Below are 15,272 nucleotides of genomic sequence, written 5' to 3' on the forward strand. Positions count from 1 at the left end.
ACCAATTTTTGCAATTTACCCAATTCGGACCTCAGTCCTATTGCGTGTCCTGTCGGCAGTTCGGCCGTTTTTCCCGACGATCGCTGGCCACGCATGTTGGGGCCGCCAAAATGGCTGCAAGCCTGTCGGAAAATCGCGACGGCTATTCAAACGTCGGCAAAACGTGTCTTTCCGACGCCGGTGGCGAGAATGCTGCGATGTCCAGTTTCCTGCATCGTGCAACCGAAAGCAGACTAGCGGCTTTCGGCCAGAAGTTGCTGATGTTGGCTCATCAAACTGCTCAGGAGCGGGCGGTCCGACCCTCTCCAGCAAGTTGCGGACATCCTTTGGGCAGCTCAGCTGATCAAGTTCAGATCCCTGGCTTCCGGGCTGTCGATAACCAGTTGCTATCGATTGCCAGCATGGCCGGGACGACCGACCGTCGCGCGAGAGGGTCCCTGTCGTCGCATCTCAGGATATGCGCCGGGTGCCGCCGGTTGGTGATGCAGATCTCAGCGGGAGCGGCTCGATGTCTGACACCACGCGCAGAACCATCCTCGGGGCCGCCGCCGGGTTGGCCGGCGCACATCTGATCACGCCTGCGTCGTCTGCAGAGAGCCAACCGCCGGCCCTGCTCGGGCGCGTCGAGAACGGCAAGGTCAGCCTGCCGCCGCTGCATGCGCCGAGTGAGGGAGGCGAGATGCTGGCCAATCCCGATCCGGTCGCCAAGCGCCTCGGTATCGCGGTCGTCGGCATCGGCCACCTCACCCTCGAACAGATCATGCCGGGCTTTGCTGAAGCCAAGCACGTCCGTCCGGTGGCGCTCGTGAGCGGCGAGCGCGACAAGGCCCACGCTATCGCCGCTCAGTACGGCGTGCCCGAGAAGAACCTCTACGATTACAAAAACTTCGTTGCGATCCGGGACAACCCTGAGATCGAGGCCGTGTACATCGTCCTGCCGAACGCCTTGCACGCCGAGTTCACAGTGCGCGCGGCCAAGGCCGGCAAGCATGTGCTCTGCGAGAAGCCGATGGCGACCTCCGTCGCCGAGGCCGAGCAGATGATCGCCGCTTGCCGGCAGGCGCAACGCACGCTGATGATCGCCTATCGGCTGCAGTACAACACCGCCCACCGCACCCTGATCGACGTTGCCCGGAAAAAGACCTACGGCGAGCTGCGCCTCATCGAGGCGGTGAACGCCCAGAACGATGCCGCGCCTGGGCAGTGGCGGCAGATCAAGGCTCTAGCGGGCGGTGGCTCGCTGCCGGACGTCGGCCTCTACTGCCTGAACGCCTTCCGGTACATCACCGGCGAGGAGCCGATCGAGGTCACTGGGCGCATCACCCAGCCGAAGGGCGACCCGCGCTTTCGCGAGGTCGAGGACATCTCCCATTTCACGCTGCTGTTCCCCTCGGGCGTCTTCGCCGCCGGCACTGCCGGCTACAGCATGCATGAGAACCGCCGCCTGCGCGCCGATGCGACGGACGGCTGGTTCGGCCTGGATCCGGCCTTCGGCTATGACAACGTCGCCATGGAGATCGGGCACCGAGCCAGCCCGGCGAACGCTCGGGAGCAAAGTACGTTCACACCACGCAACCAGTTCGCGGTCGAGATGGATCACTTCGCTGAGTGCGTCAGGACCGGCCGCGAGCCGCATACGCCGGGCGAGGAGGGGCTGCAGGACCAGCGCATCATGGCGGCCATCTATGAGGCGGCAGCCGGTGGCGGCGTCGTGAAGATGGCCCCCAGTGATCGTCTGGACGCGACGCGCGGACCTGCCCCGGACGCGCAGAACGGCTGATCGATACAGCGATGCCCATCCTCATCGCCCTGATCGCCGCAGCTGCCGGCGTCCTGAACACCGTACAGAGCGGTGCCAACGCGAGCCTGAACAAAGCACTGGGCCAGCCGATCCTCGCGGCTCTGATCGTGGCGGCCACGAATGTGGTGATCTACCTCCTGGCCGCGCCGTTCGTCGGGCTGGCCTGGCCCAGCGGTCGCTTCGCCAACGTGCCATGGTGGGCATGGCTCGGTGGTGCGCTAGGGGCCACCTACGTGCTGGCGATGATCTTCCTCGCGGAGCGGCTCGGCGCAGCGATCTTCACCGGCATCACCGTGACCGCGGCGATCGTCGCTTCGCTCATCCTTGACCACTACGGCTGGGTCGGCTTCGCACAGCACACTGCTGGCCCATGGCGCATTCTCGGCGGCCTGCTGATGATCGGTGGTGTGGCGCTGATCTCAGTTTTCTGAGCTCTCTGCGGAGCGTACTCGAGGCCACGACTACATCGATCTCGCTCGTCAGACCGCAAGCAATTGCTCACAATCGAGCGTCGATGTGCTCTTGAACCAGGCGGTCGGGGGGTGCACCCATCCTGGTCATTCAGGACGTCGCCGGCGATCCTCGGAAGATCGCCTGAAGAGCGCGCTTAGGAGCTTCGGCCAAGCTGACCAGTCAAGCTACAGCACGATCAGCACCGCCGGTTCGAGCACGTAGGGCGAGGCGGGCAGGTGAAGCGCGCCAGACCGGACATTCGGGTTTGCGCCCAATGCCGACATTTCGCTGCTTCCCACAGTTTCCAGTAAGCAGACGCGGTGACAGCAAGAGTCAAGGCGTAGGGCTCGCCAAGGGCTGCATCAGCTCGTAGCCTCGTCATTCGCACCGTCAATGCCGAGCACGACCGCGTTCAGTCGCCAACAGGTACGTCGAGCGCCTCGCCGCGGCAGATGTTGCCCCGGTGACGCCATCATGAGCTTGCATGTGCCGCCGTGCTCGCCCAAGCACATCAGACCGCTCCTTACCAACCGGCTCGCCCCTTGCCCCAACTTCGCTCTTCGCGAGTCTGCGTTGATGATCCGAACCGGACTGCGCCTCCTATGGTGCAAGCGGTGTGGTGGATCCCGCCGCTGATCTTAGCCGCAGGCTTGCTCGCGACCGGGCTGAGCACCGCCCTGATCTGGCGAGCGGCGGCGTTTCGCAATCGCCTGACGTTCATCCACGCCACCAAGATTGCTCGTAGGCGCGAAGCTCACGCGGAGACTGCAGGCTGGCATCCATGGGCTGGTGCCCCAACCAGGTGATGTTCCCATGGCAGAACAGAACGCCAAACACTCGGGAAGCTTAACAGGAAGACTGTGGCTGCTACCGTGGGAGCGCTAGAATCTCTGCCTCGTACTCGGAACATCTGAGCCAGCCATCCGGCAAGGGACCACGCTTGAAGACCCGAGATCGACAGATCGCGATCGCCTGCTCGTGTGTCAGCAGGCTCGCACATGTATCGAATGTATATTTCTGAGGAACGGTATCGACCCTCGAAGTGCCAATCCGTGCCTGACAGGCCGTCTCGTGCTCAACCCTGTAGGCCTCAAATGCATTGCGGTCCCTCTGAACACGATTGGCAGCAAGCAGGCCTACCGTGACGATCGAAACGAGGGCGATAACAATGCGCGCCCGCGGCTTCCCTCCTATGTGATACCGTGGGCGCGCATAACTGTACCAAACCGCAGCGACCGGAAGGACAATGACGGCGAGAACGTCGAAATTCTTGAGCGGCCACTCATATGCAGCCAACATCGATGCAATAACCGCAATGAATAAAGCGAGCGTTGGCAATGATGTTATCGCCGGTCGCTGGTACAGCGCGAGCCGAATCTTGTCATCCCCTTTCAGCATAGCCAACTTCCTCAGCACAACGGAAAAAGGAACAGTTTCTGCCCCGCCAAGCCGCATCGATTGTGAGCGAGGTGAAATTTTCGAGGGCAAACAACGCTGTGGTACGACTGAATACCGCCTTGATCAGTTTGCGATCGTTTGCGTCGGTGGTGGTATTGCTCGAGTTCCAGCCATCGGTTGGTGAAAACATGAGAGCCGCCGCGTCTGTTAAAGCCTCGTTGCCAGCCGGATCCGAAGAATACTTCATGACAGCCAGCGCGCACCGGTTATCGGACGAGTGGGAGACGTGGAGGTGAGTGTCCGCACTTATTCGACAGGACGCGGTATCGCCGTTGCGGTCATCGCGTCGTAGGTTCTCGCCATGCGTAACCCAGCTCTCGATCACCTTTTGAGCTTGCCCTTCCAACTGGTCAGCCAATAGCATTTTGGGAAACAGGATCGCGCTGGCAAGCAATAGGACACGCATTAAGCCGCTCGCAGGCTCCATTGCAAAGCCAAGCTTAAGTTCACTTCTCCTAATATATTGCTGATTATGAAGGTTTATAAATGGCATGTATGGAGGTAAAGATTGTAAGAATGGGGGGCGTCTTTTTCGGCTGCTTCTAGTGGCACTGCGCCAGCTACACATAGGTCTAGTCCCGGTACCGCCTCAGACAACGGATGCACCGTCTCGGCGTACAGTTCGCGATTACATCGTGGGCTGAACCTCAGCAGGCAATGTCGATCGCCCATCCCGTATTGAGATTGACAACATCGGACTGATTTTGGCGATTTTTAAGTTCATCTGCAGTCGATGCAATGATATTTAATTTTTTAGTGAGGAAAGACGAAGCGCAGTTTAGGGCGAGCAATATTAGTAGAAAGTCGAATGGTTATGCTAAGGCCGATCTAACTGCCGGCGCTCGCGAGCCTGTATTATCGAGCAATTTATGGCTGAGCTCATGAGCCGGCATCGGACGCCCAAGATGGTAGCCTTGAAATAGATCGACGCCAAACGAGGAGACAAGCTCGACTTGTCGAGCCTCCTCCACACCTTCGACAATAGTTTTTTGCGCGCAGTTGCTGACGAGATCGACGATATTTTTTAGGAGCTTTGCGCCACGGGGTGTATCACAGCTTTGCACAAAGAAACGATCGATTTTCACCATATCGAAGCGGAGTTCACTCAGGCATGTCAATCCTGCAAACCCCGTTCCGAAGTCGTCAAGCCATACCCGGATGCCTGCGGCGGAAAGTTGTTCCATTAGCTTAGCAACTTCAGGGTTGCCGCTGATCTGCCCGCTCTCGGTGATCTCGAGGGCCAAACGGGATGCCTCGATACCCGCTACCCGAACGATCGCTCTGACAGTGCTCACAAAGTTGGGGTCATCGATTTGCCGCGCGGAGATATTCACGCTGACGACCGGTAGATTCGGTTCGGCGGCGAGGAAGCGACAGGCTTCCCGTAGAATCCATTCCCCCATCTCGAGGATGACCCCCGTACGTTCAGCAACAGGAATGAACGCTTCTGGCGAGATAGAGCGCCCTTCAGCATCCTTGAGCCGCATCAGCGCTTCGGCCGCCCAGACATGGCCCGTCGATACGTCAACGATGGGCTGAAAGACCGCAGAGATGCGCCCATCCGCTAGGGCCGATCGCAGGATCTCGGCGTTGAGTTCGTCATCAGTGCCGTTGTCGAGCATTCGTTTGTCGAAGATCCGGACGCGGTCGCGGCCTTCGTCTTTTGCGGCGTAGAGCGCTAAGTCCGCCGCAGTCACCGTTCGCTCGGGCTTCTCGCCCGCGATGTCCGTAGAATACGCTGCGCCGATGCTGACCGTGACTGATGATCTCTGGTCGCGCCGTGCTGCATGGGGGATGCAGAGCGTCTCGACCGCCTGACGAATTTCCTCGGCGACGGCGTGAACCTGGCTGGCTGAGCTGACCGATAGCAGCGCAACAAATTCTTCTCCGCCAAAGCGGCCGAGCGCACATTGCCGACGCTCGGCGACCTCGCGCATCGCCTTGCTCAGCGTGGCAAGACAGCGGTCGCCCTGTTGATGGCCGTAACGATCATTGTAGAGCTTGAAGAAGTCGACGTCGATCAAGATCACGCCGAACGGTTCGCCAAGTTCGACACTCTTAATCCAGAGGTTTTGCAGGACGCCGTCGATCGCTCGTCGATTGGCTAGGCCCGTCAGCGCGTCCGTCGTCGATAGGCGATAGAGTTCTTCTCCACGCCGAAGCGCCTCCCGATGCCCGATTTCCGCTCGACAAAAATTTAAATAGACACGAAATCTCTCGCGATTATATTTAAAGTTCAGAAATAACGTCAACAGTAAACTGAATGCGTACAGTGACCCAAAGCAAAATATGTAGGCTCGATTATTAGCATATTCAAATGCCCATGTCAGGAAGGTAGATGCGATCAACCCTGACGAAATTAGAGCAAGCTCAAAGCTCAGATCAAAGAATAAGTTGGCGACCAACATAAATATCAGGCCGTACCCAGCATAGTACAGCGTCGCTGTTGTGTCAGAACTTTGTGCGGCTAAAAATAGCCAGGCAGCAAAACCAACGTAGATGCCCAGCGCAGACTGGTATTCCAGAATTCGCGTATCGACCTTGTTTCGGACCTGCATCACGATCGCGGCGACGTAGAGCCCACCAATGACGAAGCGAAGCGTCAGCGTATAAGGGAGCATGTCACGGATGAGGACTGCGTCGATCGCGCCGAACGCGATGTAAAGCAGCCCAACCCATTGACAAGCTTGGCCCATGACGATGCGCATTGCGTGCTCATGCGCAATCCGAAATGACTGATGCAGCTGAGGCGAGCGGCGTTGAAACCAGCGCTTCCCCAGTTCGTCGTTGAGTTGATCGAGCGTTGCGATGCTCATGGCGGCCCCGGCCCTCCGCAATTGCTCTACCAGGGTTGCGTCCCAAAATTCTTAACGCCTCCGCGGCTCGGCGGCTTCCCTCGGTAGGCGAGTGCAGCTAGCGCCAATGATTAAAATTCGACGAATGTCGTTAACCATCGCATTGCCTTAGTGCCCGTCCGATAAGGGTCTGAGGCGGGGCTTGAGTGGCCGGGATGGCGGTGAATCCAGGAGGGTGCTGAAGCCTGACCTGGAAGTGCCATGTGGACCCCGACCAACCGGCGGCAGCATAGCCGCGCGGGCCTACGCTATGAAATCGACTTGATCGATGCTGATTGGGCGGTGATCGCGCCGTTGATGCCGAGACCTGAACCGCGCGGTCGACCTCCGATCTGGACGCCTCGGGAGATCCTGAACGCGATCGTCTCAGTTCTGCGTGGTGGCATTGCATGGCGGATGATCCCCAAGGATCTACCGCCGCGTTCGACGACGTTCGGGTACTTCAGCCGCTGGCGCGACGCGGGTTTGTTTGGCCGGATCAACCATCACCTCGTCATGGCCGATCGCGAGCGTGTCGGGCGGGAAGCCTCGCCGTCTGCAGCAGTGCTCAACAGCCAAACCGTCAAAACGATGGAGAGCCGCGGGCCACGCGGCTACGACGCTGGCAAGAAGGTCAACGGCCGCAAGCGCCAAGCATTGGTCGACACGGACGGGCGTGCGCTCGTCCTCGATCCGCAACCTGCCGACGTGCAGGACCGGGACGGGGCCGTTCCGGTGCTACGCCTGTCGCGCCAGACCTTCCCGTTCATCACCAAGGCCTTCGCCGACGCCGGCTATGCCGGTGACAAGCCAGCGAGCGCGACGATCATCGCCGTCGAGATCGTGCGCAAGCCGCCGGATCAGGTTGGCTTTGCTGTTCATCCGCGCCGGTGGGTCGTTGAACGCTTCTTCGCCTGGATCAGCCGCAAACGACGCCTCTGGAAGGATCCGGAAGCGACCCTCGCCTCTGTCAGAGCCTTCTTATACGCCGCAGCCGTCATGATCCTCGTCAGACGCCTCGCCCGATCACCCTGACTTCTCGGACGGACGCTAAGTGGGCGGCGGCGTACGTCACTCTGTGGTCCCGCCCGGCCGACCACTTGCTGCAGCGTGTTGTGTCATCGAAACGCATCAGTCTGCGGAGCTCTGAAGTCGATTATCTCGAGCCCTGTGCGTCTTGCCCATGGACAAAGCTTAACCATTGGTTAAGCTTAACCCGACGCCGTGCGGTCTTGGCGTCGGTTCGGGGTGGTTCCAGATGGCTAGCAAGGGACTTCTGCTCTCGCGTGAGCGCGAGGGCCTGCGAAATTTTGTCTCGCTTCAAGGCCGGGAGCCCACACATGTGGGAGCTACCCGGATCCCAGTTGAACTGCCAGAAACTCTTTATCCGGTCGTTGGCGATGACGTTCGCGCGGCGCTGACGGGGCTTCTCGCTCTTGCGGCTCCAGGTGACTACAGCCGGCTGACGAAGGCTGTCATTGATCTGCTTGGACTGCTCAAGGAGACGTTTAGCGATAAGACTTGGAAAAACGCGGTACTCCCAGCGGCTCGCGCTCATACCCTCACCGGTCTTATCCACGAATGTCCGTTCACCCGACATTCTTTCACCCGGCCACGCGGATATCCCGGTGACGCCGGGCTTCTGGACTTCGTCTATCGCCATCCCGCTGCGCGGCCTGCACAAGAGGCGGCGTCGGACGCCGGGCGGACGGTCATGACCTCGACGGTCGACGTGACGGCCTGCGAAGCCGTGCGACTCCGCCGGTCAATCCTGGCTGGGAAGATAGATGACGCCGCGTTACGCCAAGAACGACCGCGGATCCTTGCCATAGCCAGTGGCCATCTGCGTGAGGCAGAACTCAGCGTGGCCCTGAAGGAGGACCGGATAGGGCGTCTGCTGGCGGTCGACCAAGACGCGACAAGCCTCGCCGCCGTCGATGGCTATCGCACATCGATCTCTGAAGTGATCGAGACCAGCCTGAATACAGTTCGGGCCATCCTTGCCGGCAAGGCCGATCTGGGCCGGTTCGATCTGATATATGCCGCGGGCCTGTACGACTATCTCGACGCACGGGTCGCTGCACGCCTGACACGCGTCCTGTTCGACCACCTCGACCCCGGCGGGCGGCTCCTGATACCCAATTTCCTCTGGGGCGTCCCCGAGGAAGCCTACATGGAGGTGTTCATGGATTGGTACCTCCTGTACCGGACTCGGGACGAGATCGAGAAATTTGCCGAGGAGATCCCACCTGCCACCGTCCGCGGGTCGACCTACTCCGAAGACGGCACGGGCGTCATCGGCTACCTCGAAGTTGAACGAGTCTAAGTGCCCGTCCGATAAGGGTCTGAGGCGGGGCTTGAGTGGCCGGGATGGCGGTGAATCCAGGAGGGTGCTGAAGCCTGACCTGGAAGTGCCATGTGGACCCCGACCAACCGGCGGCAGCATAGCCGCGCGGGCCTACGCTATGAAATCGACTTGATCGATGCTGATTGGGCGGTGATCGCGCCGTTGATGCCGAGACCTGAACCGCGCGGTCGACCTCCGATCTGGACGCCTCGGGAGATCCTGAACGCGATCGTCTCAGTTCTGCGTGGTGGCATTGCATGGCGGATGATCCCCAAGGATCTACCGCCGCGTTCGACGACGTTCGGGTACTTCAGCCGCTGGCGCGACGCGGGTTTGTTTGGCCGGATCAACCATCACCTCGTCATGGCCGATCGCGAGCGTGTCGGGCGGGAAGCCTCGCCGTCTGCAGCAGTGCTCAACAGCCAAACCGTCAAAACGATGGAGAGCCGCGGGCCACGCGGCTACGACGCTGGCAAGAAGGTCAACGGCCGCAAGCGCCAAGCATTGGTCGACACGGACGGGCGTGCGCTCGTCCTCGATCCGCAACCTGCCGACGTGCAGGACCGGGACGGGGCCGTTCCGGTGCTACGCCTGTCGCGCCAGACCTTCCCGTTCATCACCAAGGCCTTCGCCGACGCCGGCTATGCCGGTGACAAGCCAGCGAGCGCGACGATCATCGCCGTCGAGATCGTGCGCAAGCCGCCGGATCAGGTTGGCTTTGCTGTTCATCCGCGCCGGTGGGTCGTTGAACGCTTCTTCGCCTGGATCAGCCGCAAACGACGCCTCTGGAAGGATCCGGAAGCGACCCTCGCCTCTGTCAGAGCCTTCTTATACGCCGCAGCCGTCATGATCCTCGTCAGACGCCTCGCCCGATCACCCTGACTTCTCGGACGGACGCTAAGGCCTTCTGCGTCCGGCAATGCAAATCCTTCGATCTCGATCCGCGTCGGCTCCGCGGGGGAAACAGCGGCGGTACACGTAGCCCCCAAAGAGCAAGGCACGGAATTAAGCGCCTCGAAAGAATGAGTGTGGCAAGTTTCGCACTTACCGTGAGGGGGTGTGATGCAAATCGGGGCGCTCGCAGCTAGCCTGGTATTCACAGCAGTCGCGACGGCTGCGGCGGCGGCGGATCTCGCCTCGCCACCGCCGGAAGTCGTACCAATGAGCGGGCTGCCGTCCTTCTATGTCCATGTCGGGGTCGCCGGGATCTTCAACGATCCCAAAGCACGCATCAGTTTGGCCGGCACACCTGTCGCGGGAGGCGCAGTGAAGATCGACGATCGCGCGACCTTCGCGGTTGAAGCGGGATATTTCGTAGCCCCCGCGATTGCCGTATCGATTAGCGGTGGTGTTCCACCGATTTCGAAGGTCGAAGCCGCTGGCACCTTGACCGGCCTCGGCCCTGTCGGAAAAACCCAGGGTGGTCCGGTCGCGGCGACGGTGCACTACCACTTCCTCGGCTTCGGCGCATTCCAGCCCTACGTCGGCGCAGGCCTCGCCGCCCTAATCGTATTCGGTGACGAGGATCGTCTTCTGCGTCGCTATCGAACCGACGATGCAGTCGGGCCCGTGATCCAGGCGGGCTTCGATCTCATGCTGGACTCGCACTGGGGTGTCTTCTTCGACGTCAAGAAGGGGTTCCTTTCGACCAATACCAAGGGCTACCTCTTCAGTCTGCCAGTCCGTTCGAACGTGAGTCTGGATCCGGTCGTGCTGCACTCGGGCTTGACTTACCGGTTCTAGGTGTATTGTCTCGGGATGAGGTGTAACGGGTTGATACTGAAGCGATCGGGCTCTTTCGTCCAGGAGCGGACACGATTGAGCAGCGGAGCACGCGTTGTTTACGGCTGATGACTGCATCGGTGAGTGATCGCGGCGACGTCGGCTTCAGTACATCGCGCTACTGAAATCAGACAAGTTGCTTTCGGCCAGGCTACGTCACGTCCGATCGCCACCGTGTGCAGAACCGGACATTCGGCGTTGCGCCCCTTTCAGTCACTCAACCGGTTGTGACGAGGTCACATAAGCGGACGATGCTGCCCAATCCAGTCTACCCCGATGGCTTATGGGCGCATCTCTGATGAGGGGGCAGCCGAGGGTCCGGTCTCAATCGCATTGGCATCGGAGCGGGCGACTGCGCTAGCGCCAGCGCGTCTTTCGGAAGGTTGCCGGCGTCTGAGCTCGGAACTGTCCCGACTGCGTGCTGTTCCCCAGTCCAACAGTTACTGGCACCCTGAGGTGTATTGTGCGTGTACGCGAGCCCGTCTCACGCCGTCACATGCTCCAGTCCGGAGCCCTTGCCGCCACAAGTACCTTAATCGGGATCAGAGGAGCCGCAGGCTTGGAGATGACTTCCGACAGGCCCTCCGACGCTCCGACCGGCCGTCGAACGAAAACCCTGGATCAAGATTACTTCAAGGGTATGTACGCGACCGAGGCGGATCCGTGGCACTTCGCCACGAGCCCGTACGAACGCGACAAGTATGCCGCGACGCTTGCCGCCCTGCCGCGCGCTCACTACGCATCGGCACTGGACGTGGGATGCTCCATCGGCGTGTTCACCCATCAGCTCTGCCGGCGCTGCGACGCGCTGATCGGGCTCGACGTGGTGCCGTCCGTTCTGGACGCCGCGCGGGCGCGATGCGCCGATTGCCCGAACGCGCGCTTCATGTTGGCCGCTGTTCCTGACGCTTGGCCAGACGGGCGGTTCGACCTCATCGTGATCTCGGAGGTAGCGTACTATCTCGACCGCGCCGATCTCACGCGCTTGGTCGCGCGTGTCCGAGGCGCTCTGTTACCCGAGGCTGATATCGTTCTGGTCCACTGGCTCGGCGTGACCCACTATCCCCTCTCCGGCGACGAAGCAGCCGAAGGCTTCATCGCGGGTGCTCGAGCCTTCGCGACGGTCGTGAAACAGTCGAGGACCGCCGAGTATCGGCTCGACGTGCTGCACGCCCGCAAATCGGACGCCGGCTAGAGTTCGGCGATCCTAGGGCGGGCGCAGGGCCGTCAGGCTCCGTGCCGTCTCTGCACCGTCGCGACCGCGTAGAGGACGAGGCCAGCCAGCATCAAGAGCAAACCCGCCAGGGACTGGAAGGGTCTCACCGCCACGAGGTAGACCATCATGAACAGGGTGACCGCGAGGAAGACCAGCGGCGGGAACGGGTAGCCCCAGGTCCGGCACGGTCGTGGCAGGTCAGGCCGCGTGATCCGGAGCTTAATCAGGCCGAGTACGGTCAGGAACGAGCAGGCGATCAGTCCGAACTGGACGAACTCAAGCACCGCCTCGAAGCTCTGCGTCAGGAGGAGGAGGCTGGCGACGCCGCATTGAAGCAGGATCGCGGCGGTCGGTACGCCGGTGTGCGAGCGGCGCGTGAAAACCTGCAAGGGCTCTACGTCCTCGCCCATCGCCACCGTCACGCGGGGGCCGATCCACATCATCGCGCTGATCGTCGGGATCAGGCCGGCGCAGATCAAGATACCGATCAGGCGGCCACCCGCTTCACCGAAGACATGACGTCCGGCGATCAGGCCGACCTCGACTTGGCCAGCGAGCTCCGTCAGCGGCGTGGTGTAGAGGAACACCGCGTTCAGCGCGACGTAGAGCACGACCACGGCCCCAGTCCCAGCTAGCAACGCCCGCGGCAAGCTGCGATTCGGATCGCGGAGCTCGCCGACGATGTAGGTCGCGGCGTTCCAGCCCGAGTAGGCATACATCACGAAGACCAGGCTGACCGCGAAGCCGGCGCTGACGATCTGCGTGAGGTCGAACGCGCTGGGGGCGAAGCTGATCGGTTGGCCACCGCCTCGGGCGAAGCCTACCCCGATGAAGACGACGATCAGAGCGAGCTTCAGCAGCGTGAAGGCGACCTGAAACACGCTGCTGTGGCGCAAGCCACGCATGTGGATGGCCGTGACAATCCAGATCAACACGAGGCCGAGCGGAAGTGCAGGCGCGCCGGGCAATACAGCCTCGGCGTACCGCCCGAACGCCATAGCGGCGAGCGCCACCGGTGCAGCGAACCCGACGGTGGCCGAGAGCCAGCCCGCCATGAACCCGACCGCCGGGCCGTACATGTGTGAGAGGAAGTTGTACTCGCCGCCGGAGCGGGGAAACATCGTGGCGAGCTCGGCGTAGCAGAGCGCCCCACAGAGCGCGACGCCTCCGCCGACGACCCACAGCAGCACCAGGGCGAAGCCGGACGTGACGTCCCGGGCCTGGAACCCCAGGCTGGTGAACACCCCGACGCCGATCATGTCGGCCACCACGATGGCCGTTGCCGTCAGCGTGGTGACAGCCGGCAACCTTCGGGTGGCCGTCGGTCGGTCTGTCATCTCTACCACCTGCCGGGATCCATCGCGCTGATGCGCCTGCTCACGAGAAGCCGAGTGAGCGACAGCCTGTGCTTCGCATGTGACAAACCGAGTGACCGGCCGCTGCGTAACCGTCGATTAAGTCGCACGCCGTGATGGCCTGTAAACCGGGAGACTGGAATATCTTCCGGCAGCGGCCGTTCGCCGACGATAGAGCACGAGCATGGCGCTTGTCGCTGCTTCGCGAGATAACACCATGGATCAGCGCACGCCGCTCGACCTGACGTTCGACGCCGTCGCCGCGGCACGCGCGGTGTCCCAGTCGGCGGCGCAGCGCGCGCAAACGCAGGATCGCGACGACGGCTTCCCAGCCGAAGACGTCGCCGACCTCGCATGTCTGGGCTTGCTCTCGGCGCCCGTCCCATCCTGGGCTGGCGGCGCTGATCTCGGTGGGGAGTCGGGAGCCTCCAGGCTCGCCACGGTGCTGCGGTTGGTGGGATACGGCAGCCTCGCCCTCGGGCGGCTTTACGAGGGTCACGTCAACGCCTTGCAGCTCATCGCTCGGTACGGTGACGCCGGCCAGCAAGAGCGCCTGTTCGCAGATGCTCGTGCCGGCCACCTGTTCGGCGTTTGGAACACAGAGCCGCCCGAGGGCGGCCTCGTCCTGCAGGATGGCGCGGATGGCATGTGGCTCAGCGGCGTGAAGACATTCGCCTCCGGGGCGGGCTTCGTCAGCCGTGCGCTCGTGACGAGCCGCGGTCCGGCCGGGATCGGAACCCTGATGCTGGTCGTGCCTTTGGAGCCCGGGACCCGGAGCGACCTGTCGGCGTGGCGGGCCCACGGCATGCGCGCCTCGGCCACGGGAACTCTCGACTTCGGCGGCATCGCCGTGGCGGCGGAGGACGTTCTGGGCGGCCCGGACGACTACTTCCGCCAGCCGGGTTTTTCGGGCGGCGCGTGGCGGTTCGCGGCCGTGCAGGTCGGAGGCATCGAGGCTGTATTCGACGCTTGGCGGGGGCATCTCGCCGCGACCGGCCGCGGCGGCGACCCACACCAGCTCGCGCGTCTCGGCGAGGGTGCCATCGCGGTCGAAGGGGCCAGGCTGTGGGTGAACCGCGCTGCGGAGATGGTTTCCGAGGGCATCCTTCCGCCGGAGCGCGTCGTCGCCCTTGTCAATCTAGCACGGCTAGCCGTGGAGCGGGCCGGGCTCGACGTGCTGCAACTCGCCCAGCGCTCGGTCGGCCTGCAAGGATTCCTGCGCCCGCATCCCCTGGAGCGGCTGTCTCGCGACCTTGCCACCTACCTGCGCCAGCCTGGGCCGGACCGGGCCCTTACCACGTCCGCCGAGGAGATCCTCAGGGCTGGAGGCACGGCCGGGGACCTGTGGGACGGGGCCATTGCATGAGCGCGGCCAGCGGTACCGACGCAGCCCCGGTCGTAGACGGGTGGCTGGATACACCGAGCCGTTACGGCCGCGTCAGCCGTGCGTTCCACTGGCTGATGGCCGCGCTGTTCGCGTGGCAGTTCGCAGGTGCGCTGCTGTACGTCGCCACCGGCGACAACGCGGTGACGCGCATCGTCGGCGGCAGCCACTTCACCTTGGGCTTCACCCTGTTCGTGCTCGTGCTTCTACGCGGTGCCTGGGGCTTGGCGAACCTGGCCCGGCGCCCGCCACATCCGGGGCGACTTGGTCGCGCCGCGGTCGCTGGCCACCTTCTCATCTACGCGCTGATGGTCGTCGTGCCGGGCCTCGCGCTGCTGCGCCAATACGGCTCGGGCAAGCCGTTTACGCCCTACGGCATCCCGGTGATGCCCGGGCGCGACGAGAAGATCGCCTGGATGGTTGCACCCGGTGATTTGCTCCATCACTGGCTGGCCTTCACGCTCTTGGCGGTGTTGGCCGGCCACGTCGTCATGGCCTTCCTGCACCGCAAGCTCCGAAAGGAGGACGTGCTCGCGCGGATGACATGAAGGGGTCAAAGGGGCGGCGTAGTTGGCAGGTGGCGCTTTCGGGATGCCGTACCACGCCGCGTCCGCTTCCGACCCATGAGCGGACCCTCAGCTG

13 protein-coding genes are annotated in these 15,272 nt (G+C 62.4%); 10 read left to right on the top strand and 3 right to left on the bottom strand.

From position 1 onward, the window contains the following. The 3 genes from OXS49_RS20740 to OXS49_RS20750 form a co-directional block, all read left to right on the top strand. Positions 1-572: hypothetical protein (locus OXS49_RS20740; RefSeq protein ID WP_267426477.1), on the top strand; the 572-nt coding region annotated here is incomplete at its 5' end. Next, complete coding sequence (locus tag OXS49_RS20745) at positions 509-1,780, top strand: Gfo/Idh/MocA family oxidoreductase (protein ID WP_267426478.1); 1,272 nt, start codon at positions 509-511, stop codon at positions 1,778-1,780. The genes OXS49_RS20740 and OXS49_RS20745, both read left to right, overlap by 64 nt. An 11-nt stretch (positions 1,781-1,791) precedes the next feature. Then, a complete protein-coding gene (locus OXS49_RS20750; protein ID WP_267426480.1) occupies positions 1,792-2,232 on the top strand; it encodes a DMT family transporter in 441 nt (146 codons plus the stop codon). Between the two features lie 1,403 nt (positions 2,233-3,635). Here OXS49_RS20750 and OXS49_RS20755 read toward each other — a convergent pair. Together OXS49_RS20755 and OXS49_RS20760 are read right to left on the bottom strand one after the other, a co-directional pair. Beyond that, positions 3,636-4,118 (bottom strand): hypothetical protein, encoded by a 483-nt coding sequence (locus tag OXS49_RS20755; protein WP_267426481.1) that lies wholly within the window; start codon positions 4,116-4,118, stop codon positions 3,636-3,638. 406 nt (positions 4,119-4,524) lie between these two features. Further along, the gene (locus OXS49_RS20760) at positions 4,525-6,528 is read right to left on the bottom strand and encodes a GGDEF domain-containing phosphodiesterase (protein WP_267426483.1); all 2,004 of its coding nucleotides are present in this window, start codon (positions 6,526-6,528) and stop codon (positions 4,525-4,527) included. A gap of 240 nt (positions 6,529-6,768) precedes the next feature. Here OXS49_RS20760 and OXS49_RS20765 point away from each other — a divergent pair, with 240 nt between their 5' ends. From OXS49_RS20765 to OXS49_RS20785, 5 genes are all read left to right on the top strand, one after another. After that, positions 6,769-7,581 (top strand): IS5 family transposase, encoded by an 813-nt coding sequence (locus OXS49_RS20765; RefSeq protein ID WP_267426484.1) that lies wholly within the window; start codon positions 6,769-6,771, stop codon positions 7,579-7,581. 223 nt (positions 7,582-7,804) lie between these two features. Next, complete coding sequence (locus tag OXS49_RS20770; RefSeq protein WP_267426485.1) at positions 7,805-8,872, top strand: methyltransferase type 12; 1,068 nt, start codon at positions 7,805-7,807, stop codon at positions 8,870-8,872. Positions 8,873-8,962: 90 nt separating this feature from the next. Then, entirely contained in the window at positions 8,963-9,775 is an 813-nt protein-coding gene (locus OXS49_RS20775) for an IS5 family transposase (protein WP_267426484.1), read from the top strand. Positions 9,776-9,955: 180 nt separating this feature from the next. Then, positions 9,956-10,636 (top strand): OmpW family outer membrane protein, encoded by a 681-nt coding sequence (locus OXS49_RS20780; protein ID WP_267426486.1) that lies wholly within the window; start codon positions 9,956-9,958, stop codon positions 10,634-10,636. Positions 10,637-11,240: 604 nt separating this feature from the next. Then, positions 11,241-11,870 carry a class I SAM-dependent methyltransferase gene (locus tag OXS49_RS20785; protein WP_267426487.1) on the top strand — a complete coding sequence of 210 codons (630 nt, stop codon included), beginning with the start codon at positions 11,241-11,243 and terminating at the stop codon, positions 11,868-11,870. Positions 11,871-11,902: 32 nt separating this feature from the next. Here OXS49_RS20785 and OXS49_RS20790 read toward each other — a convergent pair whose 3' ends face one another. Next, positions 11,903-13,228: an amino acid permease gene (locus OXS49_RS20790; protein WP_267426488.1), complete on the bottom strand. Its 1,326-nt coding sequence runs from the start codon at positions 13,226-13,228 to the stop codon at positions 11,903-11,905. Between the two features lie 235 nt (positions 13,229-13,463). On the opposite strand from OXS49_RS20790, the gene OXS49_RS20795 reads away from it, so the two are divergent. Together OXS49_RS20795 and OXS49_RS20800 are read left to right on the top strand one after the other, a co-directional pair. Next, entirely contained in the window at positions 13,464-14,612 is a 1,149-nt protein-coding gene (locus OXS49_RS20795) for an acyl-CoA dehydrogenase family protein (RefSeq protein ID WP_267426489.1), read from the top strand. Continuing rightward, positions 14,609-15,178: a cytochrome b gene (locus tag OXS49_RS20800; RefSeq protein WP_267426490.1), complete on the top strand. Its 570-nt coding sequence runs from the start codon at positions 14,609-14,611 to the stop codon at positions 15,176-15,178. Before OXS49_RS20795 ends, OXS49_RS20800 begins: the two co-directional genes overlap by 4 nt. Positions 15,179-15,272 lie beyond the last annotated feature (94 nt).

The sequence above is a fragment of the Methylobacterium sp. GC_Met_2 genome (assembly GCF_026540795.1).
Taxonomy (GTDB): Bacteria; Pseudomonadota; Alphaproteobacteria; order Rhizobiales; family Beijerinckiaceae; genus Methylobacterium.

Excerpts from the sequence above, each read along its gene's own strand:
- OXS49_RS20745 (WP_267426478.1), top strand. The coding sequence starts at position 509 with ATGTCTGACACCACGCGCAGAACCATCCTCGGGGCCGCCGCCGGGTTG.
- OXS49_RS20750 (WP_267426480.1), top strand. The coding sequence starts at position 1,792 with ATGCCCATCCTCATCGCCCTGATCGCCGCAGCTGCCGGCGTCCTGAAC.
- OXS49_RS20755 (WP_267426481.1), bottom strand. The coding sequence starts at position 4,118 with ATGCGTGTCCTATTGCTTGCCAGCGCGATCCTGTTTCCCAAAATGCTA.
- OXS49_RS20760 (WP_267426483.1), bottom strand. The coding sequence starts at position 6,528 with ATGAGCATCGCAACGCTCGATCAACTCAACGACGAACTGGGGAAGCGC.
- OXS49_RS20765 (WP_267426484.1), top strand. The coding sequence starts at position 6,769 with ATGTGGACCCCGACCAACCGGCGGCAGCATAGCCGCGCGGGCCTACGC.
- OXS49_RS20770 (WP_267426485.1), top strand. The coding sequence starts at position 7,805 with ATGGCTAGCAAGGGACTTCTGCTCTCGCGTGAGCGCGAGGGCCTGCGA.
- OXS49_RS20775 (WP_267426484.1), top strand. The coding sequence starts at position 8,963 with ATGTGGACCCCGACCAACCGGCGGCAGCATAGCCGCGCGGGCCTACGC.
- OXS49_RS20780 (WP_267426486.1), top strand. The coding sequence starts at position 9,956 with ATGCAAATCGGGGCGCTCGCAGCTAGCCTGGTATTCACAGCAGTCGCG.
- OXS49_RS20785 (WP_267426487.1), top strand. The coding sequence starts at position 11,241 with ATGACTTCCGACAGGCCCTCCGACGCTCCGACCGGCCGTCGAACGAAA.
- OXS49_RS20790 (WP_267426488.1), bottom strand. The coding sequence starts at position 13,228 with ATGACAGACCGACCGACGGCCACCCGAAGGTTGCCGGCTGTCACCACG.
- OXS49_RS20795 (WP_267426489.1), top strand. The coding sequence starts at position 13,464 with ATGGATCAGCGCACGCCGCTCGACCTGACGTTCGACGCCGTCGCCGCG.
- OXS49_RS20800 (WP_267426490.1), top strand. The coding sequence starts at position 14,609 with ATGAGCGCGGCCAGCGGTACCGACGCAGCCCCGGTCGTAGACGGGTGG.